This is a genomic window from Streptomyces sp. NPDC002054 (assembly GCF_040296685.1).
Taxonomy (GTDB): domain Bacteria; phylum Actinomycetota; class Actinomycetes; order Streptomycetales; family Streptomycetaceae; genus Streptomyces.
Window position 1 is genome coordinate 1 of sequence record NZ_JBEOXT010000047.1, and the last position, 24,748, is coordinate 24,748.

The window sequence follows — 24,748 nt, forward strand, 5'->3', positions numbered from 1 at the left end:
CCGACCCCAGGCCCTACGTCTGGACCAGGACCGCGGACGAGATCCTCGAACGCCTCGCCTCATATCTGAACAGAATTCCCGACTCAGAAGACTAGGGCGCTCAGTCACACGCCCCCAGCCCCGTCCCGGGCAACCTTCGCGAGCACCGCGCGGTCTTGCCAAAAAACGAATCTGCCGATGACCCAGGCGAGGGTGGAGATGACGACGCGTCTGAACACCGTGGTGACGTGGATTGACGCACGCGAGAGGCTGCCACGAAGCGGTACACCGGTAGCAGCAGCGATCACGGGCCACTACCCAACCGACACCGCCACCGAGTCCGATACCACTTCGGGTGAGGAATTCTGGCTGGTGAGGCCGATGTACTTCACGACTCTGCACTGGACTGAAGACGGCGCGGAACACAGAAACTGCTTCGTCGACTCCGACGGAGTCGTCCGTCTGCCATACGGCCTTCCCAGCGATGAAACGGTGACCCACTGGGCCGAACTGCCCACCCTCCCAGTCGGAACGACACACGTCGTTCTCGGCAAAGCCGTGCAGCCAGCTCTCCAAAACGCATGGAACGCCCACCCCACCACCTGACCCCAGCCAAACGGGCCCAGGCTTCGGCGAATCGGAGCTTTCCGCCCGCGAGGACAGCCGATGGCCGCCAAACCAGCCGGAGCACATAGCGATCTGCTGCGCCAGGGGGCTCCGCCCGGCCAAACGGGCCCGGGCTTCGAGGAATCGGAGCTCTCCGCCCGCAAGGGCGGCCGGTCAGGCGGCAGCCGCCGACCGGCCCTCCCGGACTCGGCCGCATCTGGGACACGTCCCCCATGCCGCCCCTCCCCCGGGGGCCGCCCGACAGTCCTTGTCTTTCCGGGACCGGCCGGCCTGTCAAGGGTGAAGCGAAGCGGAATCGCGAAGCGACGCGACCGAAGGGAGCGCCCTTGACAGGACGGACGGGCACGGAAGGACAGTGAGGACTGACGGGCAGCCCCCGGCCCCACCCAGACTCCGCCCAGGCGAAACCCGTCACCCCGGGACCCCGCCCGGCAGCTGGACCCCGCCTGGCTGGGCGAGCCACGCACCATCCCGCCCGGCAACCGGGCCGGGGCTACTGCGCGGGGCTGCCCCCGCACCCCGCCTCGTCGCGAAGCCGGGGCTCCGCACCAGGCCCCCGCGCCCGACCCCGCGAGGCAGGAAGAGCGGGGCTTCGCCCCAGCCGGGCCAGTGACGGGTACCGCTCAACTGGCCGGCGGGCCCCGCTGGAGGCCCCGCAGCTCGCCCCGGCGTCCGGACTCCGTCCGACGGAGGCGCCGCGTGCCGTGCCCGGGCAGGCAAGCGGGCCCCGTTGGGCGGGCCCCGAAGCTGTGGCTCCGGCTCTGGGCTCCGCGCGGCGGAGGTGCGATGCCCCGCCCCGCCACCGGACTTCGTCCGGTCAGAGCCGGCAGGGGGCGGGCGGGACACCCCGCCACACCCCGGCTCCGAGCGGGGGGCAAAGAAGCGGGCCCGCGCCGGGAGCCCCGTACACGAGGCGGAGGCAAAAAAGCGGGCCCGCGCCAGGAGCCCCGTACACGCGAGCCCAAGCGACGAAGCCCGCCCGCGCCCCCGAGCCCCGTACCCCCTACCGCTCCCAGAACTTCTCCAGCGCCGCCTGCTTGTACGGCGCCGGGCTCACGCTCAGTTCGCCCGCGAACGGGCGGTCCAGGACCATCACCAGCAGCAGGCTGAAGCCGATCAGCGCAGCCACCGCCGACACGAACAGCAGCTGCATCTTCAGGCTGCGCAGGCCGAACAGGAACGTGAGCGGCAGGATCACCAGCGCGCCCCCGTACACCAGCACCTGCAGCAGCGTCGGGAGCGAGGTCTCGGCCATGGTGATCCGCGCCCGGCGCTGCTCCGCCACATCGTTGATACGGGACGCGGCCTCGTCGTAGAAGGTCTGGGTGCGTGCCGTGGTCGGTTCGTACGCCTGCAGGGCGGTGTACAGCCCGCGCGTCTGCGCCGCCGTCGCGTCGTAACTCGGCTCGCCCGCCCGCATCAACGGCCACTGGACCTCGACCACGGCGTGTGCGTACTCCCCCACCGCCTTCTCGATCCGCGCCCGTTCGGCCGGCGGGAACACCTCTGCGCTGCGCACGACCACCGCCAGGTCGGTGGCTTCGGTGGAGACGATCGTCTGGGTGTTCTCCAGTTGCGTCCACAGCGTCACGACCACAAAGGCGAGGATGATCCCGTAAATCGCGCCGAACATGCCGAGGGCGACCCCCACCATCTCGTTGTGCTCCCCCGCCGCGAGGTGGGGGAACCGGCGGCGGGCGGCGAGGCTGCCGGTGACCGCGAGGGCGATGATGCCGCCGACGAGCAGGCAGCCGAGGGAGAGCGTGCTGAAGTGGTTGAGCAGCCAGAGGATCATGCGCTGATCAACGATCAGCCGACCACTTGGGATTGCCCCTCCGCCCCAATCCGCCCCAACCCCCGCCTCGCGCGCATCGATCAGCTCGTCCCAGTGCCTCCGCGTCCAGCAGTCCCAGCAGCCCACGGCCGAGGGCAGTGAGGGCGTAACCGCCCACGGCGCCGGTACGGAGGGCGCGGCGGGCGACGGCGTCTGCTGCCGAGCCCGGGCCCGGGCTGGACAGCCTTCGCCCCGGCCGAGGCGGCGGCCCGGATCACGCCGGGGGGACTTCGCCCGGGCTCTGCTGCTCACCCCGTCAAGCTGAGCCGAACCAAGACCAGTCCGGCCGGGTCACCCCACCGACGGCGTCTTCGGGAGGCTGCTCCCGAGGGCGCCGCCCGCGCTCGTCAGGGAGGAGTCGGTCGCGGAGGCGGCCACGCCCACCGCGGTCTCGGCGTCGGTGACGGTCTGCGAGGGGTTGTCGACGATCTCGACCAGCCGCTCGGTGACCGGGGTGCTCTTGAGGGGGGACTCCCCGGCGTGCGCGACCTGCGCAACGGCGGGGACCAGGGCGACGGCGGCGCCACCGGAGAGAGCAAGGGCAGCCAGGGTCCGCTTCATAAGGTTCATGCCCTGCCCAACGACCCCACCGCACCCCGAGTCACCGGCCCCCCACACCGCATCCCCGCCGCCACGCCCCCGCCACACGTTGGGGTGACCTCAGCCTCCTCCACCCTCCACGCAATATGACACTTGCGTAATATGCCGCAGCTGTCATACTCCTGGAAGGATGGTCCGTGGACTGGGAAGTGATTGTCGTGGAGCCTGCCCTCTCCTGGCTGCACAGGCTGCGCCGCGATGACCGGGCAAGCCTCATCCAGATCAGCAAGGCCATCACGGCCCTGCAGAGGGAGGGGCCGGCAATGGGCCGCCCCCTCGTCGACACCGTGAAGGGGTCGCGAATCGGCAACCTCAAGGAACTGCGCCCCGGATCGGTCGGGGGCACCGAAATCCGGCTCCTGTTCGTCTTCGACCCGTTGCGACGGGCCGTGTTCCTCGTCGGTGGGGACAAGGCGGGCGACTGGCAGGGTTGGTACCACTCGGCTATCCCCCGGGCCGAGCAGGCGTATGCGCATTACCTGTCACAGATGGAGGAGGACACACCGTGAGTCAGACCCCCGGACGCCCCACGCCCACCGGGTCCGCCCGGTGGAGCGACCTGGTGGAGGAGTTCGACTTCTCCCCGGCCGAGAAGGCCGAGATCGACCGCGGCGCCGAGCAGATGATCGCCGTCGTACGAGCGCACCGCCTGGCGGACCTGCGCCGACGGCAGCACACGACCCAGGTCCAAGTGGCCGAGGCGATGGGCGTCACCCAAGCACGCGTGTCCCGCATCGAGAACGGGGAGCTGGAGCGCAGCGAAGTCGAGACGCTCGCCGCCTACGTACGCGCCCTCGGCGGCAAGCTGAAGATCGTCGCCGAATTCGGCGACGAGCAGTACGTGCTCGGCTGAGCAGTAGCACCGCGGCCCGATACGCACCCGGGCCCCGGATCGAGGGGATTCGATCCGGGGCCCGGGCTGACACAGCAGCGGAAGCCATAAGGGATAGGCAAGGGAATGGGGTCGGGTCAGTCCTTGACGATCAGGGCCGGGGTCGTCTTCGTGAGGACCTCGCCGCGGAAGAAGGCCGGGCTGCGGCGGGCCGTGACCTCCATGATGACCAGGCCCAGCGCCAGCAGGCCCACGCCGATCACGAAGACGTTGCCCACGCCCACCCCGGGGATGGTGGAGCCGGAGCCATAGCCCGGGTCCCAGGCGTCGTACAGGGTCTTGAAGAAGACCGCGGCCAGCAGCAGGCCGCCCAGCACCGGGAAGACGCCCTTCAGGAAGAGGTCCCGCCCGGAGTTGCGCAGCTCCTTGCGGAAGTACCAGGCGCAGGCGAACGCGGTCAGCGAGTAGTAGAAGCAGATCATCAGGCCCAGCGCGAAGATCGTGTCCGTGAGGACGTTTTCGCTGACCAGCGTCATGACCGTGTAGAACGCGCCGGTCGCGATGCCCGCCATGACGGTGGCGCGGCCCGGGGTCTTGAACTTCGGGTGGACCCTGGCGTACGCGGGCGGCAGGGCCTCGTACGTCGACATCGCCAGCACCGTACGCGCCACCGGGATGAAGGTGGTCTGCAGGGACGCGGCGGCGGAGGCCAGGACCGCGATGAAGAGCAGGATGCCGAGCATCGGGCCCATCACCGGGCCGGCCAGGGCGGCAAAGACGTTGCTCGAGGTCTCCTCGTTGGCGAGGCCAAGGCCCTCGCCCCCCGCCCCGACGGCCATCTGCGCGGCGATGCCGGTGGCCAGGTAGGAGCCGACCAGGACGACCATCGCGATGAGCGCCGCGCGGCCGGGGGTCTTCTCGGAGCCGGTGGTCTCCTCGTTGGAGGCCAGGCAGGCGTCCCAGCCCCAGTACATGAAGATCGAGAGCGAGAGTCCGGCGGTGAAGGCCGCCATGGACTCGACCGCGAAGGGGTTCATCCAGGACCAGGAGAAGTCCAGGCCGGTGTCGAAGCTGCCGGCCGAGGCCTTCTGGAAGGCCATCACGATGAATATGGCGAGGACGGCCAGCTGGAGGCCGACCAGCGCGTACTGCACGCCCTTGGTGGCGGTCATGCCGCGATAGCTGATCGCGGTGGCGACGGCGATCAGGATCAGGCAGGTCAGGATGTGGACGGGCTTGTTGTCGTCCAGCGCGGCGATCGACGGGTTGTTCGTGATCTCGCCGGCCAGCAGCCAGAAGTACGAGGTGGCAACGCCCGCGAGGTTGGAGAGCACGATGATCGTGGCGATCACCAGGCCCCAGCCGCACATCCAGCCGATCCGGGGGCCGAAGGCCTTCACGGTCCAGGTGAAGGAGGTGCCGCAGTCCGGCATGGCCTTGTTCAGCTCGCGGTAGGCGAAGGCGACCAGGAGCATCGGGAGGAAGCCGGCCAGGAAGACCGCCGGCATCTGCATGCCCACCTCGCCGGCCGTGGAGCCCAGGGTCGAGGTCAGGCAGTAAACGGGAGCGACGGTGGAGATGCCGATGACGGCACTGCCCATCAGACCTACTGACCCCTTGCCGAGGCCCTTGCCACGTACGCCACCCTCGGCGGCGCCCTCGGCGGCGCCCTCGGCGGCGCCGCTTACCGTGTCTCCGGCCTGGGGCCGAACGTCCAGCTGTGTCATGGGTCAGGACGCTAGATGCTGCGGTTTCCCTATACGGAAGACTTAAGTCCGGTACTCCACACCCCTAAATTCCTTTGAATCTTGAGACCGGGACAGTTCATACGCACGCAATACAAGGTTCACCCAGGCATCCATCCGCCCATCGACAGGATCCCACCCCAACCTTCCGGAATGCGGAAACCGCAGCCATGCCCGTTTTGTCCCATTCAAAACTTTCCCGTGGCAATTTTCCCGACCACCAGAAGCCCGCCACACCAGGGCCTCACCCCAAGCCTCGTCCGCCAGAATGGCCCCATGCCCACGGCAGACGAACTCCTCAGCGCGGATACCGTCAGGGAATTGGCCCGGCTGCTCGCCGCAGCCGCCGGCCGGCCCGCCTCCCCGACCGTCCTCACCTGCGCCGATGCCCTCGACGGGCTGAGCTACAGCGCCCGCGTGGCCGCCATCCGGGACGCCGTCCTCGCCGACCTGCCCGCCGACTGGCCCGGCTTCGAGGCCGTCGTACGGAACGCCCTCACCGACCACCCCGGCTTCGACGGCTGGATGACCTTCCCGGTGAACGAGGCCGTCGCCGTACGCGCCCTGGCCGCGGCGGACGGCGCCTTCGAGCCCGGCCTCGCCCTGCTGCACGACCTCACCCCACAGCTCACCGCCGAGTCCGCCGTACGCCCCTTCCTGCGCGCGGACCCGGCCCGCGCCCTGGCCGTCGTACGGGACTGGACCGCCGACCCGGACCCGCACGTACGGCGCCTCGCCAGCGAAGGCACCCGGCCCCGGCTGCCCTGGGCACCGCAGCTGCCGGCCTTCATCGCCGACCCGAGGCCCGCGCGGCCGGTGCTGGACGCGCTCCACCGCGACGACTCCGAGTACGTACGCCGCTCCGTCGCCAACCACCTCAACGACATCAGCCGCGACCACCCGGAGCTCGCGGTCGAGATCGCCGCGGCCTGGCTGGCCACCCGCACCCCCGCCCCGACCACGCACCGGACGGTCCGGCACGGCCTGCGCACCCTGATCAAGACCGGGCACCCGGGGGCACTGACCCTCCTTGGGCACGCGCCGGACGTGCCGGTCACCGTCGACGGGCCGCACATCAGCACCCCGCAGGTCGCCGTCGGCGGGTACCTGGTCTTCGACTACGCCGTCACCAACAGCGGGGACGCCCCCGCCGAGCTGGTCGTGGACTACGTCATCCACCACGTGAAGGCGAACGGCACCCGCACCCCGAAGGTCTTCAAGCTCGCCACCCGCGCCCTCGCCCCCGGCGAGAAGCTCACCGGCACCCGCCGCCACTCCTTCAAGCCGATCACCACCCGCCGCTACCACTCCGGCGCCCACCTCGTGCAGCTCCAGATCAACGGCCGGGTCCGGGGCGAGGCCGAATTCTCACTGGACGCGTCCTAAGCGCGGGTCGCCGCACACTGGTTTGCCGCGGACATGCCCATCGCCCTAAAGTCGCCGCCGTTCAAGGTCATTTACGGGGGAGACACCACACCCATGCGCATCAAACCGCTACTCGTCACCATCACGGCCGTGTCCGCCCTGCTCACCACCCTCACCGCCTGCGGCAGCGACGACAGCAGCAGCGACGCGGCCGGGTTCGGCCAGCTCCTCGAAGGCGGCGACTCCGGCGGCAAGAAGGGCACCGGCTTCAAGAGCCTGGCCAAGGCCGGTTCCATGGCCGAGGCCGCCCGCCTGATCAACGGGTTCACCCGGTGCGACAACGTCGGCTCCGAGCCCTACAGCGAGTACTCGGACTCCAGCTCCGACTCGCATCCGGACAAGAAGTACGACGAGAAGACGTTCTCCGTCACCGAGCGCGGCTATTGCGGCCGGCGGGGCGCCACCAGCATCTTCATGATCAAGGACGCCAAGAAGTTCCAGGCCGCCTACAAGGCAGAGGTCGACCGGGGTGAGGGGGGCGGGAACGTCAACAGCGGACCCGTCGTCGGGCAGGACTTCGCGGCCGGATCGCAGAGCGAGGAGGCCATGGCCGCCATGCTCACGCCGCAGAGCGGAATGCTCATGCTGAACTGCCACGCGGAGTTCAACCCGCCGAGCGGCTTCCGGAAGGAACCGGCCCTGGTGAAGGGCTGCGTCCTCACCGACTACTACAAGGACTGAGAAGGACTGAGAGAGAGCCGGGAGGCCACGCCTCCCGGCGCCCTCAGATCGTCCTCAGGTCGTCCTCAGGTCGTCCAGACGATCGACTGGACCTCGCTATAGGCGTGGAGCGCGTACGACCCCACGTCGCGCCCCACCCCGCTCCGCTTGAAGCCGCCGAACGGCGCCTCCATGTTGCGGCCGATGGTGTTCACGCCGACCCCGCCCGCTCGGAGCCGCCGGGCCACCCGGAAGGCGCGGGCGGCGTCGCCGGACCAGACGTACGACAGCAGCCCGAAGTCGCTGTCGTTGGCCAGCGCGACCGCCTCCTCCTCGCCCCCGTCGAAGGGGACGACCACGACCACCGGCCCGAAGATCTCCTCCCGGACCACGCGCATGTCGTTGGTGCAGTCCACCAGCAGCGTCGGCGCGACGTAGAACCCGCGACCGGCGCCCACCATCGGGCGCTCGCCTCCGTACGCGATCCGCGCGCCCTCCTTCCGGCCCAGCTCGATGTACGACTCCACGCGGTCCCGGTGCGCCGCCGAGATCACCGGGCCCACCACCGTCCCCGGCGCCCCCGGGTCGCCGACCTTCATGAAGGCCAGGTAGCCGGTGAGCTTCTCGACCAGCTGCTCGTACACCGACCGGTGCACGATCACCCGGGTCGGGGCCGTGCAGATCTGGCCGGAGTAGAAGGAGAAGGTGGTGCCGATGCCCATCATCGCCGCGTCCAGGTCGGCGTCCTCGAAGACGATCGCCGCGCCCTTGCCGCCCAGCTCCATCAACTGCCGCTTCATGCTGCGCCCGCACACCTCGGCGATGCGCTGCCCGACCGCCGTCGAACCGGTGAAGGACACCATGTCCACGTCCGGGGAGTCGACCGCCGCCTCGCCGACGGCCACCGACTGACCGTTGACCACGTTCACCACACCCGCCGGAACGCCCGCCTCCGCCAGTGCTTCCGCCATCTTGAACACCGACAGCGGGTCCTGCGGGGCCGGCTTGACCACCACCGTGTTGCCCATCGCCAGCGCGGGCGCCACCTTGCCCGCCGGGTTTGCCCACGGGTTGTTGTACGAGGTGATGCAGGTGACCACGCCCACCGGCTGGCGCACCTCCAGCGCGCCCAGGATGCTCGCCTTCCCCATCGGGCCGGCCTCGGTGACCTGCGGCGGCAGGCCCTTCTCCACGGGTTCGAGGGCTCCGCGCGCGTACCGCCGGAACCGGGCGACCCCCACCCCGACCTGCATGCCGCGCGCGATCCCGGTGGGCGCGCCGGTCTCCGCCTGGGCGAGGGCCGTCCACGGCTCGAACTCGCGCTGCATGATGTCCGCGGCCCGGTCGAGGATCGCGGCCCGGTCCGCGGCCGGCGTACGGGACCAGCCGTCGAACGCTTCCCGGGCGGCCCGGGCGGCGTCGGCGACCTGGCCCGGCGAGGCTTCCGGCGCAAGGCCGACCACCGACTCGTCCGCCGGGTTGATCACCTCATAGTGGCCGCCGGCCGGCTCCACCCACTCCCCGCCGATATACAACCTCTGCGCTTCGGTCAACGCGTACTCACCGTCCTCGTGTCCCGGCCGGACCGAAGCACGATGCCCGGTATCGCGCCCGTCACCTCGTCGTCCCGGATGGTCTCCACGCCGTTGATGCGTACCGACACGATGCCGATGGCCCGCGCGTCCAGCCGCGGGCTGTCGCCGGGCAGGTCGTGCACCAGGGTGGCCGGCCCGGCCTCGATCCGCTCCGGGTCGAAGAGGACCAGGTCCGCGTGCCAGCCCTCGGCGATCCGGCCGCGCTCGCGCAGGCCGAACAGCTGCGCCGGATCGTCGGTGAGCATCTTCACCGCCTGCTCCAGCGGGACGAGCCGGCGCCCGCGCAGGCAGTCCCCCAGGAACCGGGTGGTGTACGGGGCCCCGCACATCCGGTCCAGGTGGGCGCCCGCGTCGGAGCCGCCCAGCATGACGTCCTCGTGCTGCCAGGTTTCGGCGCGCAGGGTCCAGCTGGCCGGGTCGTTGTCGGTGGGCATCGGCCACAGGACGGTCCGCAGCTCGTCGTTGGCGCAGATCTCCACCAGGCAGTGGAAGGGGTCCTGGCCGCGCTCGGCGGCGATGTCGTTCACCACCCGGCCGGAGAGGCCCTCGTTCTCCTTGCTGTACGTGTCCCCGATGACGTACCGGCCGAAGTTGGCCAGCCGCCGGAACACCCCGGCCTCCTTGCTGTCGGCGCGGCGCAGCATCTCCGCCCGGACCTCCGGGTCGCGGAGCCTGGCGATCCGCTCGGGGACGGGCAGGCCGAGGATCTCCCCCCAGCCGGGGATGAGGTTGAGCGCGCAGAAGGTGCCCAGCGACATGTTCATGGGGGTGAGGATCGGCATGGTGAGGGCGACGATCCGGCCGCCGGCCTTGCGGGCGCGTTCGCTGGGGATCAGCTGGCGCGGGACGCGTTCGGGGACGGCGGCGTCGATGGTGAGGACGTTCCAGTTCAGCGGGCGGCCGGCGGCTGCGCTCATCTCGACGAAGAGGTCGATCTCGTCATCCGAGAACTGGTCGAGGCAGCCGGCCACGATCGCTTCGAGCTGGGTGCCTTCGTGGTCGCCGACGGCCCGGGAGAGGGCCAGGAGTTCGGCGGGGGTGGCGTGCCGGGAGGCGACGGGGGCGCCGGCGCCGTCGGAGTGGGTGGCGGACTGGGTGGTGGACAGGCCCCAGGCGCCGGCGTTCATGGCGTCGTGGAGCAGCGCGAGCATCTCGTCCAGCTGCTCGGGGGTGGGCTGTCCGCCGACCGCGGCCTCGCCCATGACGTGGCGGCGCAGTGCGCAGTGGCCGACCATGAAGCCGGCGTTGACGGCGATCCGGCCTTCGAGGGCGTCGAGGTACTCGCCGAAGGTGGACCAGGACCAGTCGACGCCTTCCTCCAGCGCCTTGAGGGCCATGCCCTCGACCTTGCTCATCATGCGGCGGGTGTAGTCGGCGTCCTCGGGCCGGTCGGGGTGGAGCGGGGCGAGGGTGAAGCCGCAGTTGCCGCCGGCGACGGTGGTCACGCCGTGGTTCATGGAGGGGGTGGCGTACGGGTCCCAGAACAGCTGGGCGTCGTAGTGCGTGTGCGGGTCGATGAAGCCGGGGGTAAGGACGAGTCCGGTTGCGTCCTCGCTGGTCCGGGCAGGTTCGGTGACACCGCCGGGCGCGGCGATGACGGCGATGCGGCCGTCGCGTATGCCGACGTCGGCGATGCGGGCGGGGGCGCCGGTCCCGTCCACAACGGTGGCGCCCTTGATCAGGTGGTCGAGCATGACGTCCCTTCTCCTCCTTGTACTGGGCCCGCCCGGACCGGCCCCGTGTGCGTGCCCCGCGCGCATGCCCCGGCCGGGGGCCGCCGGGCCGGCCGCGGCCTCGGAGTGCCTCCGGCCGGGGCCGGTTCGGGACGGCGGTCCGGGAAGACACCGTCCCCGTCTGTGCGGGCGATCGGGGCTCCGCCCGGGCACGTGGGGCGCCGCCCCACACCCCGCGCCTCAAACGCCGGCGAGGCTGAACATGCCGCGCAGCGGCATTTCAAGCCCGAGCGGCGTTTGAGCGGGCCCCGCCGGAGGCTCCGCCGCGCGAGCAGCGCTCCGCCCGGGAGCCCCGGCGGCCCGACGGTGCGGCTCGCCGCTAGGCGGATTCGCGGAAGCGGGTGGTGCGGTGGACCGGGTCGGTGTCGATCTTCGGGATGACGTGCTCGCCGATGAGCTTGATGGTGGTCATCGTGTCCTCGTACGAGACGCCGGTCGGCAGGCCGAAGGACAGCTGGTCGGCGCCGGCCTGCTCCCAGCGCTTGCACTGGGCGAGGACCTCGGAGGGGTCTCCGCAGATCAGCAGCTCCTCGGCGATGAGCAGCTCGATGATCTCCGCGTTGTACGCGGGCAGCGTCTCGGGCCACTGCGGGATGGCCTCGGGCCGCGGGAAGGTGTCGTGGTAGCGGAAGACCAGCGACTGGAAGCGGTTCATGTTCGCGTTGACGGCGATCTCGACCGCCTTGTCGTGGGTCTCGGCGCAGATCGCGGTCGAGGTGACCATGACGTTGTCGTTGACGAAGGCACCGATGGCCTTCGCCTCCTGGATGGCGGTCTTGTACTGCTCCAGCACCCACTCCATGTCGGAGACCTTCTGCACGCTGAAGCCCAGCACGCCGAGGCCCTTCTTGGCCGCCATGGCGTACGAGGAGGGGGATCCGGCGGCGTACCACATGGCGGGGTGGGCCTTGCCGTACGGCTTGGGGAAGATCTTGCGCGGCGGCAGCGACCAGTGCTTGCCCTGGAACCCCTCGTACTCCTCCTGGAGGAACATCTTGGGGAATTCCGCGATGGTCTCCTCCCAGATCTCCTTGGTGTGGTTCATGTCCGTGATCCCGGGGAGGAAGCCGAGGATCTCGTGGCTGCCCGCGCCGCGGCCGGTGCCGAACTCGAAGCGGCCCTTGGAGAGGTGGTCGAGCATGGTGACCTTCTCGGCCACCTTGACGGGGTGGTTGACCTGGGCGAGCGGGTTGAAGATGCCGGAGCCGAGGTGGATGCGCTCGGTGGCGGAGGCGAGGTACCCGAGGAACACCTCGTTCGCCGACAGGTGCGAGTACTCCTCCAGGAAGTGGTGCTCGGAGGCCCAGGCGTACTTGAAGCCGGACCTGTCGGCCTGGATGACGTACTCGGTCTCCTCCAACAGCGCCTTGTGCTCTGCCTCGGGGTCGACCTTGGACCGCGCCTCAGGCACGTATCCCTGCACAAAGAGCCCGAATTCCAAGGGGGTTCACCGTCCTTTGGTTTCTGACGCATCGTCAGATCGATAGGGCTGACTGTTCCATCCGAGGGGTGCGGCGTCAATACCTGACGTACCGTCAGGGAATGGCCGGAGAATGGTCAGAGGATGCTCACGCCTGCCATCCAGCCACCGTCGATGACGAACGGCTGGCCGGTGATGTACGAGGAGTCCTCGCTGGTCAGGAAGAGGGCCAGGCGCGCCACCTCGGCCGGCAGGCCCGCCCGGCCCAGCGGCACCACCTTGCGGTACAGCTCCCCCATCGCCTCGGTGGCCTCCGCGGACGGGCCGTCCGGATCCAGCAGCGCCGGGTTGGCCATCGGGGTGTCCACGGCGCCCGGGCACATGGCGTTGACCCGGATCTTCTTGGCGGCCAGTTCCAGCGCGGCGACCCGGGTCAGGCCGACGATGGCGGACTTCGTCGCCGCGTAGGCCCCGACGAAGGCCATGCCGGTCAGGCCGGTGTAGGAGGAGGTGTTGACGATGGTGCCGCCGCCGGCCGCCTCGATCTCCGGGGCCACGCTCTTGATCCCGAGGAAAGCGCCCACCTGGTTGACCTGCACGATCTGCTGGAACTCGGCGAGCGGGGTGCTCACCAGCTCGTTGAACCGCAGGATCCCCGCGTTGTTGACCAGCCCGTCGATCCGGCCGCCGAAGGCGTCCTTCGCGGCGGCCACCGCCGCCGCCCAGTCCTCCTCCCGGCTCACGTCGAGGCGGACGTACCGGACGTTCTCCTTGCCCACCTCCTCGCCTATCTCCTTGGCGACCTGTGCGCCCTGCTCGTCCAGCACGTCCCCGAGCAGCACCTTCGCTCCCTCGGCGGCGAACAGCCGGGCCTCCTGCTCGCCCTGGCCGCGCGCCGCCCCGGTGATGATGACAACGCGCCCGTCCAGCTTCCCCACAACAAGCTCCTGGTTGTCTCGTCAGTCATTGAGATGGGGTGCGACCTCGGCCCCGAAGGCCGTCATCTGGTCGCACAGCTCCGCCCGGTCCCGGCTGCGGAACCGCACCTGGATCTGGTCCACGCCCAGCGCCCGGTACTCCCGGAGGGACTCGGCGAGGGCTTCGCCCTTGCCGGTGAGGGTGCGGCGGCCGGTGTCCCAGCCGGGCTCGCCGACGTACAGCGCCTCGGTGATCGCCCCGATCTCGACCGGGTCGGTGATCCCGGCGGCCTCGCGCAGCTCCCTGATCCGGGCGATCCGGCCGGGCAGCCGGTCCCGCGGGTCGCCCTGCGGGAGCCAGCCGTCGCCGCGTACGGCGGCCCGGCGGATGGCGGCGGGCGAGGAGCCGCCCACCCACACCGGGATCCGCTGCTGAGCCGGCCGGGGCAGCTGGCCGAGGCCCTCGAAGCGGTGGAACTCCCCCTCGAAGGAGGGGAACTCCTCCGGCCCGAGGGCCACCCGCAGGGCATCCAGCACCTCGTCCAGCACCGCGCCGCGCCGCTCGAAGTCGACCCCGAGCACCTCGAACTCCTCCTGCACGTGCCCGGCGCCGACGCCGAGGATCAGCCGGCCGCCGGAGAGGTGGTCGAGGGTGGCGTACTGCTTGGCGCTGATCAGCGGGTGGCGCAGGGCCACGATCGCCACGTGGCTGAGCAGCCGGACCCGCTCGGTGACCCCGGCGAGGAAGGAGAGGGTGGCGACGGGGTCGTACCAGACGGTGCTCATGGCTGCGGCGAGCCGGCGCGGGATCGCGACGTGGTCGCAGGTCGCCAGATACCCGAACCCGGCGCGGTCGGCGGCCCGGGCGACCGCAGCGAGATCGGCGGCTCCGGCCGAGGCCTCCCAGGGCTCGGCGTAGATGGTGCTCTGGGACTGGACGGGGAGCTGCATCCCGTAGACCAGCCGACCTTCTTCGAATACGCGCGCCATGGGCGGCCCACCTTCACCTGACGAATCGTCATACGGCTGCATGCCGGGCCCATCGTGCAAGCTGACGCCTCGTCAGACAAGAGGTGAGGCGTGCCCGTCCTGTCGCAGCAGCCACCGCTCGTTGTGCACCATGGCCTGATTGCCCAGCGCCCTGTGCTCAGCGCCGTGTTCGCCGACCTGATCGAACGCAGCAGCCGCCTGCCCAAAGACCTCGACGGCCTCGTCGAGGCGGCGCATACCGAAGAGAACCCACCCCAGGTTGGAGAGCGCTCGCCCCTCGTTGTAGGGATCGGCGATCTCCCGGAACGCCTCGACGGCCCGCGTGTACGTCACGGCCGCCTCGTCAAGACGGTTCGACTCCACCAAGGCACTGCCCAGGTTGTTGAGAGCTGCTCCTTCAGCATGCCGGTCCCCTGTCTCCGCAGCGATGGCCACGGCCAGGGCATGAGCATCGACCGCCTCGCGGGGTCGCCGGAGCCTGGCAAGCACCAGCCCCAGATTGCCCAGGGCCCGCCCTTCGGCATGGCGATCGCCCTGCTCTCGGAACGCATCGACGGCTTGCGTGAGCGCGTCGAAGGCTTCATCGAACCGCCCCAGTGCCACGCATGCGTTCCCCAGGTTGCCGAGTGCCCCACCTTCGAAGTGCCGGTCTTCGAGCTGCACGGCGATGGCAGCTGCCTCGGCATGGGCCTCGACAGCCTCGTCATAACGTTGCAGATCGGTCAGAATGGTGCCCAGGTTGGTGAGGCACAGAGCGGCACTCCGCTGGTCCTCAAGCTCCTGGTACACCGCGATTGCCTGGCCGAGCATCTCGACGGCCTCATCGAACCTGCGCATATCACCCAGCACCAGCCCCAAGCCGTTGAGCGCCGTTCCTTCGCCGTGGCGGTCGCCGAACTCGCGGAAGAGCGCCACAGCGCGTCCGTGCGCCTCGACGGACTCCTCGAACCTGCGCACCATCCGGTACGCGTTGCCGAGGTTCTGCAGGGCACCTCCCGCCGCGAGGCGGTCGTCGAGCTCGGCGGCGATATCGAGCGCCCGGGAGTGGGCCTCGATGGACTCGTCGAACCTGCGCATCTGCCGCAGCGCACTGCCGTAGTCGTTCAGCGCGATCCCTTCGGCCTGGAGATCACCCTGGCTGCGCGCGATGGTCACTGCCGCGGCACTGACCGTGGCCATGTCTCCGTAAGAGCGGGTGCGGTCGAGGTAGCCGCTCAGGAGCGTGGCCAATGCGGTGGTGGTCGTCGGGCTGCCCAGGGGCGGGTCTGCGATTGCGGTCGCGATCAGATTGGAGTGCTCGCCGCGGAGCCAGGCCATGGCGGCGCTCCAGTCCGGAAACCGGGAGGGCGGCTCGACCGACGAGGACACCAGATGTGCGGCGGCACCGGCGGTCGTCGTGATGTAGTGCGCGTGCAGACGAGTCTGCGCGGCGTCGCGGTCGTCGGCGACCGCGTGCTCCACGCCGCGCTCGTCCGCGTACAGCCGGACCAGGTCGTGGGCCCGCCACCTCCCCCATACCGCCGCCGGTTCGATCAGGTGGGCGCGGGCCAGGTCCGATAGGAGGGTTTCCGTCGTCGGGGTGTCCAGGTCGGCCAGCCGGGCCGCGGATTCCGTCGCGATGTCCGGGCCCGCGTTCAGCGGGAGCAGGCGGAACAGGCGGGCGTGGGTCGCGGGCAGGTGTCGGTACGAGAGGTCGAAGGCGGCGCGGACCGCGCGGTCTTCGCGGCGGAGGCGGTCCAGGCGGGTGTGGGCCGCCCGGAGGGCCTCGGCCAGGGAGGCGAGCGGCCGGGTCGGGGTGTCGGCCAGCAGGGCTGCCGCGACCCGCAGAGCCAACGGCAGGCCCCCGCACAGCCGGGCGATGGCCGCCGCCTCGGCCGGTTCGTCCCGCACCCGGGTGTCGGCCGCACCCCGCGCCTGCCGCAGGGCCTGGGCGAGGAGGTCGACCGAGGCGGCCTCGTCCAGGACGTTCAGGTCGTGCAGCCGGGCCTCGATGTCCAGGGTGTGGCGGGAGGTGACGAGCGCGGCCGTGCTGCCGTCGGTCGGCAGCAGTGGGCGGGCCTGGTCGGCGGCGGAGGCGTTGTCGATGACGACCAGGATGCGGCGCCCCTGTGCGGCGTACGCGGCCAGCACGCTGCGGTAGAGCCGGGACCGGTCCTGGAGGGTGGGCGGGATGTGCTCGCCGGGCAGGCCGAGCGCGTGCAGCAGGCCGTCCAGTGCGCGTTCGGGGGACAGCCGGCGCTCGGCGTCGTAGCCGAACATGTCGACGAAGAGCACCCCGCCGGGGAACCAGCCGTCCTCGGCAAGGGCCCGGATCGCCGTCTGCACGGCGAGTTCGGTCTTCCCTACGCCGGCCAGCCCGGCCACCGCCGCGACCAGGACGGCCTGTTGCCGGTCCGGCCCAGGCTCCAGTAACCCGAGCAGGTCGGTGATGTGGCCGTCGCGGCCGGTGAAGGTGGCGGAGGCAGCCGGCAGTCCGGACAGAGCAGGGGCGATCGCGGGCGGCAGCTGGACCGTGATGCTCTGCCCCTGGATCACGGCGTGGAAGAACACGCCGTCGCTGATCTGGTTCGACACCGACATGGCTGGGCCCCTCCTCCCGGCGGAGGAATCACGCTACTCGGGCCGCCCCTGCCAAGGGGTCAGAAACCGTAAGGCCCCATCACGATGACCGGCTTCGCGGCCGGGTCCAGGGTCTGGAGGACCTTCTGCATGGCGTCCTTCGGGATGCCCACGCAGCCCTGGGACGGGCCGTCGTGGTCCACGTGCAGCCAGATGTTGCCGCCCTTCGCCTCGCCCTCCGGTTTGGTGGGGTCCAGCGGGGAGGTGCCGCGCTTGCGGTTGAAGTCGATCGCCACGACGTAGTCGAAGGACCCGGCCAGGGATTCGCCGTTGACCCCGCGGCCGGAGGGGACGAAGGAGCGGTCCCGGTCGTACGGGAGCCGGGTGCCGGGCGGGGCCGGGAGGAGGCCGCCCGCGTCGGTGAGGGAGAAGACGCCCTCCGGGGAGGACAGGTCGCCGTACCGGCGGTCCGTGGCCCAGCCCTTGGCGCCGTTACGGGCCGGCCAGCTGCCGGCCGCCGTCCAGGGGGCGGCGGGGTCCGGGCGGGTGTAGAGGGTGGCGGTGCCCTCGGAGGAGTCCTTGGCCTTGCCCGCGACCAGAATGACCTGGCGGGAGTCGGCCGGGATGCGGGCGCGGGTGGCGGCGCTGAGGCCGGGGAGTTCCCGCAGGCCGGCGGCCGTGCCGGTCTCGCGGCCGGTCTCGCGGCCCGTCTCGCGGCCGGTCTCGCGGCCGGTGGAGCGGTTGGCCCGGTCCTGGGCCGGCGGGCGGTTGTCGTCGTCGGTGCCGGTGCCGGCGGCTGCAGTTACGCCGGCCGCGGCGGTGGGCGCGCCGCCGTCCTGGAGTGCGTACGCCCAGCCGGCCGCGAACGTCAACAGGCCGACGGTGGCCGCGAGGACCACCCGGCGGGGCGTGCGGGACCGGGCGCGGGCGTGCTTGCTCATGCGACCGACCGTACACAGAAGATCGGAATGTTCGTTGGATATTCAATTGCATTTCGCGGCCCGGCTGTCCTCGAGCCTGGTCAGATGTTCTGGAAGTTCCAGAGCACGGCGACTTCGTCGTCGTTCACGGCGATCAGCCCGGCGTCCCAGTCGTACTGGCTGAAGGAGTCGTAACTTCGGGAGGGTTGCCGGTAGAAATCGGGGCGTTCGCCCTTCCAGCCGAGGTTGGTGTAGAAGCGGGTGCCGTCCGGGAAGCGCGACAGGATCACGTCAGCCCGGCGTTCCATCTCCGGCCTGTGCTCCTCCCAGCCCGGTGACCAGGAGAGGTCCGAGCGGGGCATGCCGGCTCCGAGCAGGACGATCAGCGACCGCACCGAGGACCGGGGGAGTTCCTCCACCCGCCCCCGGTGGCGTTCCGCATCCGCAGGGGTGGAGGGTGTCTCCAGCCAGGGGAACAGCGGATCGTCCCGGCGCTCGTCCTCTCCCTCGTAAGGGTCGATGGACTCCCAGCCGCGCGGGTCCCGTGTCTCGAGACGCATGATCGCCCCGACGTCGAGCCACCACTCGTCGTGCTCGCGCGGAGCGACGCCGACGAACGTGCAGAGCCACTTGTACAGCTGGAGCGCCTCCGACCAAGCCTGCGCTGCGTTCACGGTGCCGTGCCCCCTAGGGGCGGTAGAGGGCTTTGGCGCGGGCCAGGTCGGCAGGCCGGTCGTCGGGGAGAGACAGGAAGTGGTTCACCTGCCATGCCTGGGTGTTGCGTGCCTGACGGCTGGTCGTGGTCACCCACGGCGGGTAGACGCGGAAACCCCGCTTCCCGCCGGAGCCGTTCCTGGACACGATGTCGCGCTCGCACAGCACCTCTCGCGGGAACACGAACTGTCCGAAGCCGCCGCTGTCACGGCTGCTGACAACGAAGAGATCAACCCCGTCCGCGGCGTCGAAAGGCCGGATCGGGCCTTCTGCGGACCGCTGCCACACGGTGACGAACTGGCCGACCTTCGTCGGGGTGGTCTTGGCCACGCGGAACCTGACCGACAACCCGTCGATGGTGAACCCGTGAGCCGCGTACTCGGCGCTCTCCGGTTCCGGCACCGGCTGCGAGCAGGCAAAGCCACTCGGGTCGTACACCAGTGCCTTCGCCGCCGCCAGGTCAGTGTGAAGCCCTGCCCAGGTCTGATTCGCCGCCATCCTCACATCCTGCCACCCGCGCCCGGAGGGCGCGGGAAGTGCGGGTGCAGGCGTAGGCGAGGAGCCAGGGCAGCGCCGGGACGGCCAGGGCCGCCCACCACTCGTCCGTGCCCGGGCATCATCGCGACCCGCCCCCTGCCGTGCGGTGCTCGCTGGGGCGGGTTCCGTGTACGCGCTTCATGGCCACGCTCAGCCCGAAGGCGCTCCGGTAGCCGACCTGCCGGGCGATCGACTCCACCGTGGCATCCGTACGCGCCAGCAGGTCGGCCGCCAGTGCCAGGCGCCAGCCGGTCAGGTAGGCCATCGGCGGCTCGCCGACCAGTTCGCCGAAGCGGCGGGCGAGCGTGGCCCGCGATACGCCCGTCTCCTCGGCGAGGGCCGCCACCGTCCACGCCCGCTCCGGGCTGTCGTGCATCAGCCGCAGCGCCCGGCCCGCGACCGGGTCGCCGAGGGCCCGGTACCAGCCGGGCGGATCGGCCTCGGGCCGGGTGAACCACTCTCGCAGCGTGCACAGGAGGAGGAGGTCCAGCAGCCGGTCCAGGACGGCCTGCTGGCCCGGGTCGTCCCGGGCGATCTCGGTGGCGGTGAGCTCCAGGATCGGGCTCGGGCCGTCGCCGGCGCCGTCGTCGCGTCGCACCACGAGCACCCGGGGCAGCGCGCTCAGCAGCCGCTCCGAGACCCGGCCGCCGACCCGGTAGCTGCCGGTGAGCAGCACGGCCGGGCCATCGCCCTCCAGGCTGTTCCCGCAGGTGCGCAGGCCCAGCACGATCTCGTCGCCGATCTCCTCGCCGGTGGCCGTCGTACAGCGGTACGGGCCGTGCAGCACGTACAGCGGCGGCGTCCGCACGTCGGCGTCGTCGGTGACGGAGAACGCCTCCGCCCCCGCCACCACGGCGACTTCGCCGGGGCCGACCTCGACGGGCTCGGCGTCGTCGGGGACCACCCAGCCCGTTCCGCGCAGCATGGTGATCAGGGTGAGCGGCGTCCGGTCGGCGAAGCGGACCGTCCACGGCGGGGCCAGGATGTTCCGGCTGAACAGGGCCCCCTCGGACCTGACCTCGTACAGCAGGCTCGCCAGCGCGTCCACGCCGATCTTCATATGAAGAACCTTAGGGCGTGGGCGGGGGACCCCCACAGCTATTTCGGGGCAACCCTCCGCGCCCGCGCCCGGTCGCGGGACCAGGCGACCGCGCCCACCAGCAGGGCCACCCCGGCTCCGTACAGGGGCAGCCACAGCGTTGTCGTGGCTGCCAGGCAGTCGGCAACGGCCTTGCCGCTCGCGGCCTGTTGCGCGTACGCCAGACCGGCGCCGTCGAGACCGGTCAGGTCCGGCACCGCGTCCCTCGCCCGGATGGCCTCGTACCTGCCCAGCGCCTCGCACCCGCCACGGGTGCCCGGCATCGGGAACAGCCACGCCCAGCGCTGCAGCATGGGAGCCAGTGCGATCGCCACGCACAGGCCGACGACCAGCGAGTACGCCACCAGACCGCGCATGTACGGCGACCGGATGCCCGGCGTCCAGGCCGGCCGCGTCTGAAATGCGAAGATCACCGCGAGCAGTGTCACCCCGATGAAGGTGGCGAACCACTGCCAGGAACCCTGCGCGAGCGCGAACGTGAGCACGGCGGCGAGCCCGATGCCGATGACCCCGGCCTGACCGGTGGCGTCACCGCCTGCTCTGGGGTCGTTCACGGGAATCAGCATCCACCGCCCGGCGCGGCGGGTCCCGGCGCCATGCCGAGACGCTGAGACATTGATCTGAGCGTGCAGACCATTCCTCGGCTCACCGGCGGGCGGTTTGATCGATCTCATGACGACTGAGACGACGAAGACGATTTTGGTACTCGGCGGCACCGGCAAGACCGGCCGCCGCGTGGCCTCCCGCCTCCGGCAGCGCGGGTTCGAGGTGCGGGCGGCCTCCCGGAAGGGCCCGGCCCGCTTCGACTGGAGCGACGAGAACACCTGGGAGCCGGTGCTGGCGGGCATCGGCGCGGCCTACCTGGTCGACTCGCAGCTCGCGGACGCCGCGACCTCGATGCGCGCCTTCGCCAAGCTCGCGGCGACCCGCGGTGTCGAGCGGCTGGTGCTGCTGTCCGCCCGCAACTGGGTGGTACCGGAGGGCCAGGAGAAGCTCCCCTGCGAGCGCGCGGTCCGGGAATCCGGCGCCCAGTGGACGATCCTGAAGCCCTCCTGGTTCGCGCAGAACTTCGACGAGGACCCCTTCTACCGCGGGCAGCTCGAAGACGGCGACGTCGTGACCTCCACCGGCGACGGCGTCGAGCCGTTCGTGGACGCCGAGGACATCGCCGACGTCGCCGTGGCCGCCCTCACCGAGGACGGCCACGGCGGCCAGGCCTACGAGCTGTCCGGCCCGCGGCTGCTGAGCCTGGCCGACGTGGTCGAGGAGATCGCCCGCGCCACCGGCCGTACGGACATCGCCCACCGCCCCGTCTCCCCCGCCGAGTTCGCGGCGTACGCCAAGCGCCAGGGCCTGCCGGAGGAGTTCGTCGGCCTGCTGAACATGCTCTACGGCTGGATCGCCGACAACCGCTTCGCGGACCTCGCCGACGGCGTCCAGCGCGCACTCCACCGCGAGCCGCGCGATTTCGCCGAGTACGCACGGACCGCCGCGGCAGCCGGGATGTGGCGGCCCACCCAGCCGAACCCGCGGGCGGAGGGCTAAATCCCCCGCCGTTTCCGACACCCGCCGCCTTACCCTGATCTGATGCGAACTCCCAGGCAGGCCGCCCGCATTGTCATCCTGTCCCCCACCGGTTCGGTGTTCCTGTTCCGCGAGACCCACAGCAAGAACGGCATCCACTGGGTGCCTCCCGGCGGCGGCATCGACCCCGGCGAGACCCCCGAGGACTGCGTCGTGCGCGAGCTGCGCGAGGAGACCGGGTGGACCGACCTGGCGCCGCAGCGGCTGCTCTGCACCTGGGAGCACGACTTCGTGCACATGGGCAGACGAGTCCGCCAGCACGAGCACATCTACCTCACCACCGGCCCCCAGCGCCCACCCGCCACCGACACCCCGCAGGCGGACTGGCACTGGCTGGAACCGCAGCAGCTGGCGACCCTTGGCGAACCCGTGTGGCCCCCGAAGCTGGCCGAGCTGCTGGCCGTACCGGCGGACCGGGGTCCGGTTGACCTGGGCCTGGTGCGCTAGGTCGTGTCGCCAAAGTCTCGTCTGGCTGGCGTCACTCCCTGGGCGCGTGGTCCCGGGTACCGCGGGTAGCGGGGGTTGGCCCCACCTCCGATCGGCCGGACAGCCGGATGGCCCGGTGGATCCCGTGTCAGCCACGGTGGGGCGGTACCCAGCAAGTCACCTACAGAGAAGGCAAGATCGTGCGCATCGTCACGGCCACCGCCGTCGCCCTGGCCCTCGTCGGCGCAGCCGCGCCGGCCACCACCGCCCACCAGCCGGCCACCGACGGAATCTGGCGCACCGACGGCTACGGCACCGTGCTGTCCATCCGGAACGGAACCCTCCAGGAGTACCAGACCACCGCCGTCAGCTGCATCGCGGGCGACACCGCGCGGCGGACCGGCCCCGGCACCTACACCACGCCCGGACGCACCGTCCTCACCGTGCGCACCCTCGGGGACCGCGACCACGCTTCCGTACGGCTGGCCGGCGACGTCGGCGAACGGAACCTGCGCCGGATAACGGAACTGCCCGACGCCTGCACGCCTGCCGCCCCCGGGGATCCGCTCGCCACCTTCGACGTCTTCTGGCAGACGTTCGAGGAGAACTACCCGTTCTTCGCCGCCAAGGGCATCGACTGGCACGCCGTACGCGACCGGTACCGGCCCACGGTCCACGAAGGGACAACCCCGGACGAACTCTTCGCCGTCTTCAGCAAGATGGTGGAGCCGCTCCACGACGCCCACGTCGCCGTCTGGGACGTCGACGGCGACAAAGACGGCTTCCCCGACCGGTTCTTCGGGCAGCCCCGCCCCGGCACCGTCATGCCCGGTGGGACGCTCGACGCCGAGGTCAAGAAGTTCGTCGTGGAGCGCGACCTCAAGGACGCCCGGAACCTCCAGGACTTCGGCGCCGGGCGGATCACCTACGCCGACCTCCCCGGCGGTCAGGGCTACCTGCGGATCTCCGGCTTCGGCGGCTACGCCGGCGACAAGGCCCCCTACACCGCCGAGCTGGCCGAGCTCGACAAGGCGCTGGACACGGTCCTGAGCAAGGAGCGCACCCGGCACCTGAAGGGCCTGGTCATCGACCTGCGGATCAACGGCGGCGGCTCCGACGCCATGGGGCTCCACATCGCCGGGCGGCTGACCGACACCCCCTACCTCGCCTACTCCAAGCGGGCCCGCAACGATCCCACGGACCCCACCCGGCACACGCGCCCCCAGCCCCTGTACGTCACACCCGGCCAGGGCCCCCGCTACACCGGGCCGGTCGCCGTGCTGACCGGCGGCTCGACCGTCAGCGCGGGAGAGACCTTCACCCAGGCCCTCATGGACCGGCCCGGCCGGACCGTGCGGATCGGGCAGCCCACGCAGGGCGTCTTCTCGGACGTCATGGTGCGCAAGCTCCCCAACGGCATGTCGGTCTGGCTGCCGAACGAGGAGCTGCTGACCCGGTCGGGCAGGACCTTCGACGGCGCGGGCATCCCGCCGCACCTCACCGAGCCGGTCTTCACCACGGAGGAGTTCGACCAGAACAAGGACTCGGCCTTCGACCGGGCCGTGAAGGTCCTGCGGGACTAGGTTCGTGCAACCGCTGCTGCCCGTCCTGCTTTCGGGCGGCCCCGGCTGGACGACCGGACGGTCCTGAACGGAATCGTGTGGAAGTTCCGCACCGGGGTCGCCTGGCGGGACGTCCCTGAGCGGTACGGGTCGCGGGCCGGCCTCCACACACGCTTCCGCAGGTGGGCAGCGGACGGGACCTTCGAGCGGATGCTCCAGGCAGCGCAGGCAAACGCAGACGCCGCAGGCGATATCGAGTGGCTGGTGTCGGTCGACTCCACCATCGTCCGCGCCCACCAGCACGCTGCCGGAGCCCGAAGAAGGGGCTCCGCAGCCCGCCCCTCGGCCGGTCCCGAGGCGGGCTGACCAGCAAGACACCTCCCTGACAACTCCTAGCGGCACGCAGTCGTACATCCGTCTGTACGAGTCCAGTTGCTGTACAGGCGGGGTCACATACCGTGACGATGGCGGTCCGGGAGGTGACCATCATGACGAGTGTGGTCGAGGACGAATACCCGAGCGACCAGCACGGTGACCCCGCGCTGGATCTCCGGACCTTCGGACGGCTGATCCAGGTGTTACGCAAGAAGTGCGACATCACCCAGGAGGAACTGGCGCCGCTGGTCCGGTATTCGGTGCAGTACGTGGGCTCTGTCGAGCAGGGGCGCCGGTTTCCGTCCGAGACATTCGTCCGACGGGTGGAGAACCAGCTCCGGACGGACGGGGTGATTCTGGATGCCCACCGGGACCTCAACAGCCGCCGCGGGCTGGCGTCCTGGTTCCGCCGCTGGGCCGAACTGGAGGACTTGGCGGTCACCCTGAATTCGTACGAGTGCCGGGCCGTTCCGGGGCTGCTGCAGACCGAGGCGTACGCGCGGGCGCTGACCGCCGCCGTGCTGCCTCCGCCCACACCGGAGCAGACCGAGGCGTGGACGGCAGCCCGGCTGGCCCGGCAGGAGCTCCTCCGCCGTATCCCGTACATCGTGTTCA

At 70.9% G+C, this 24,748-nt stretch carries 23 protein-coding genes and 1 pseudogene; 10 read left to right on the forward strand and 14 right to left on the reverse strand.

Features of this window, described 5'->3' with window-relative positions; translation table 11 throughout:
• The first annotated feature begins 177 nt into the window (after positions 1-177).
• Positions 178-585 (forward strand): AQJ64_40280 family protein, encoded by a 408-nt coding sequence (locus tag ABT123_RS32435; protein ID WP_351321266.1) that lies wholly within the window; start codon positions 178-180, stop codon positions 583-585.
• A gap of 1,024 nt (positions 586-1,609) precedes the next feature.
• Here ABT123_RS32435 and ABT123_RS32440 read toward each other — a convergent pair.
• Positions 1,610-2,401 carry a bestrophin-like domain gene (locus ABT123_RS32440; RefSeq protein WP_351321268.1) on the reverse strand — a complete coding sequence of 264 codons (792 nt, stop codon included), beginning with the start codon at positions 2,399-2,401 and terminating at the stop codon, positions 1,610-1,612.
• A gap of 330 nt (positions 2,402-2,731) precedes the next feature.
• Positions 2,732-3,010, reverse strand: a complete 279-nt coding sequence (locus ABT123_RS32445; RefSeq protein ID WP_351321270.1) for a hypothetical protein — start codon at positions 3,008-3,010, stop codon at positions 2,732-2,734.
• A gap of 167 nt (positions 3,011-3,177) precedes the next feature.
• On the opposite strand from ABT123_RS32445, the gene ABT123_RS32450 reads away from it, so the two are divergent.
• Together ABT123_RS32450 and ABT123_RS32455 are read left to right on the forward strand one after the other, a co-directional pair.
• A complete protein-coding gene (locus ABT123_RS32450) occupies positions 3,178-3,549 on the forward strand; it encodes a type II toxin-antitoxin system RelE/ParE family toxin (protein ID WP_351321272.1) in 372 nt (123 codons plus the stop codon).
• Entirely contained in the window at positions 3,546-3,893 is a 348-nt protein-coding gene (locus ABT123_RS32455) for a helix-turn-helix domain-containing protein (protein ID WP_351321274.1), read from the forward strand. Before ABT123_RS32450 ends, ABT123_RS32455 begins: the two co-directional genes overlap by 4 nt.
• A 116-nt stretch (positions 3,894-4,009) precedes the next feature.
• Here ABT123_RS32455 and ABT123_RS32460 read toward each other — a convergent pair whose 3' ends face one another.
• Positions 4,010-5,599, reverse strand: coding sequence for an APC family permease (locus tag ABT123_RS32460; RefSeq protein WP_351321276.1), 1,590 nt, complete (start codon positions 5,597-5,599; stop codon positions 4,010-4,012).
• A 294-nt stretch (positions 5,600-5,893) separates the two neighbouring features.
• On the opposite strand from ABT123_RS32460, the gene ABT123_RS32465 reads away from it, so the two are divergent.
• Both ABT123_RS32465 and ABT123_RS32470 read left to right on the forward strand, forming a co-directional pair.
• Positions 5,894-7,003, forward strand: coding sequence for a DNA alkylation repair protein (locus ABT123_RS32465; RefSeq protein ID WP_351321278.1), 1,110 nt, complete (start codon positions 5,894-5,896; stop codon positions 7,001-7,003).
• Between the two features lie 93 nt (positions 7,004-7,096).
• Positions 7,097-7,723 (forward strand): hypothetical protein, encoded by a 627-nt coding sequence (locus ABT123_RS32470; protein WP_351321280.1) that lies wholly within the window; start codon positions 7,097-7,099, stop codon positions 7,721-7,723.
• 65 nt (positions 7,724-7,788) lie between these two features.
• Here the strand turns inward: ABT123_RS32470 and ABT123_RS32475 are convergent, their stop codons facing one another.
• The 11 genes from ABT123_RS32475 to ABT123_RS32525 form a co-directional block, all read right to left on the reverse strand.
• Entirely contained in the window at positions 7,789-9,255 is a 1,467-nt protein-coding gene (locus ABT123_RS32475; RefSeq protein ID WP_351321282.1) for an aldehyde dehydrogenase family protein, read from the reverse strand.
• Entirely contained in the window at positions 9,252-10,991 is a 1,740-nt protein-coding gene (locus ABT123_RS32480) for an N-acyl-D-amino-acid deacylase family protein (RefSeq protein ID WP_351321284.1), read from the reverse strand. The genes ABT123_RS32475 and ABT123_RS32480 overlap by 4 nt, the downstream gene beginning before the upstream one ends.
• A 358-nt stretch (positions 10,992-11,349) precedes the next feature.
• Positions 11,350-12,471 (reverse strand): LLM class flavin-dependent oxidoreductase, encoded by a 1,122-nt coding sequence (locus tag ABT123_RS32485; protein ID WP_351321286.1) that lies wholly within the window; start codon positions 12,469-12,471, stop codon positions 11,350-11,352.
• A gap of 116 nt (positions 12,472-12,587) precedes the next feature.
• Positions 12,588-13,388: an SDR family NAD(P)-dependent oxidoreductase gene (locus ABT123_RS32490; protein ID WP_351321288.1), complete on the reverse strand. Its 801-nt coding sequence runs from the start codon at positions 13,386-13,388 to the stop codon at positions 12,588-12,590.
• Positions 13,389-13,409: 21 nt separating this feature from the next.
• A complete protein-coding gene (locus tag ABT123_RS32495; protein ID WP_351321290.1) occupies positions 13,410-14,357 on the reverse strand; it encodes an LLM class F420-dependent oxidoreductase in 948 nt (315 codons plus the stop codon).
• Between the two features lie 72 nt (positions 14,358-14,429).
• The gene (locus ABT123_RS32500) at positions 14,430-16,937 is read right to left on the reverse strand and encodes a tetratricopeptide repeat protein (protein WP_351321292.1); all 2,508 of its coding nucleotides are present in this window, start codon (positions 16,935-16,937) and stop codon (positions 14,430-14,432) included.
• Positions 16,938-16,996: 59 nt separating this feature from the next.
• Positions 16,997-17,857, reverse strand: a complete 861-nt coding sequence (locus ABT123_RS32505) for a hypothetical protein (protein ID WP_351321294.1) — start codon at positions 17,855-17,857, stop codon at positions 16,997-16,999.
• Between the two features lie 80 nt (positions 17,858-17,937).
• On the reverse strand, positions 17,938-18,510 hold the full coding sequence (locus tag ABT123_RS32510; RefSeq protein WP_351321296.1) for a hypothetical protein: 573 nt from the start codon (positions 18,508-18,510) through the stop codon (positions 17,938-17,940).
• A 13-nt stretch (positions 18,511-18,523) separates the two neighbouring features.
• The gene (locus tag ABT123_RS32515) at positions 18,524-19,048 is read right to left on the reverse strand and encodes a MepB family protein (RefSeq protein WP_351321298.1); all 525 of its coding nucleotides are present in this window, start codon (positions 19,046-19,048) and stop codon (positions 18,524-18,526) included.
• 118 nt (positions 19,049-19,166) lie between these two features.
• The gene (locus tag ABT123_RS32520) at positions 19,167-20,135 is read right to left on the reverse strand and encodes an AraC family transcriptional regulator (RefSeq protein ID WP_502971122.1); all 969 of its coding nucleotides are present in this window, start codon (positions 20,133-20,135) and stop codon (positions 19,167-19,169) included.
• A gap of 50 nt (positions 20,136-20,185) precedes the next feature.
• A complete protein-coding gene (locus tag ABT123_RS32525; protein WP_351321302.1) occupies positions 20,186-20,740 on the reverse strand; it encodes a hypothetical protein in 555 nt (184 codons plus the stop codon).
• 118 nt (positions 20,741-20,858) lie between these two features.
• Here ABT123_RS32525 and ABT123_RS32530 point away from each other — a divergent pair, with 118 nt between their 5' ends.
• From ABT123_RS32530 to ABT123_RS32550, 5 genes and pseudogenes are all read left to right on the forward strand, one after another.
• The gene (locus ABT123_RS32530) at positions 20,859-21,731 is read left to right on the forward strand and encodes an NAD(P)H-binding protein (RefSeq protein ID WP_351321303.1); all 873 of its coding nucleotides are present in this window, start codon (positions 20,859-20,861) and stop codon (positions 21,729-21,731) included.
• Between the two features lie 42 nt (positions 21,732-21,773).
• Entirely contained in the window at positions 21,774-22,217 is a 444-nt protein-coding gene (locus tag ABT123_RS32535) for an NUDIX hydrolase (protein WP_351321305.1), read from the forward strand.
• A 179-nt stretch (positions 22,218-22,396) separates the two neighbouring features.
• Positions 22,397-23,779: a S41 family peptidase gene (locus ABT123_RS32540; RefSeq protein WP_351321307.1), complete on the forward strand. Its 1,383-nt coding sequence runs from the start codon at positions 22,397-22,399 to the stop codon at positions 23,777-23,779.
• 48 nt (positions 23,780-23,827) lie between these two features.
• Positions 23,828-24,132, forward strand: a pseudogene (locus tag ABT123_RS32545) (transposase); the annotation flags it as partial.
• Between the two features lie 114 nt (positions 24,133-24,246).
• Positions 24,247-24,748, forward strand: a 502-nt coding sequence (locus ABT123_RS32550) for a Scr1 family TA system antitoxin-like transcriptional regulator (RefSeq protein ID WP_351321309.1), incomplete at its 3' end; no start/stop codon positions are given.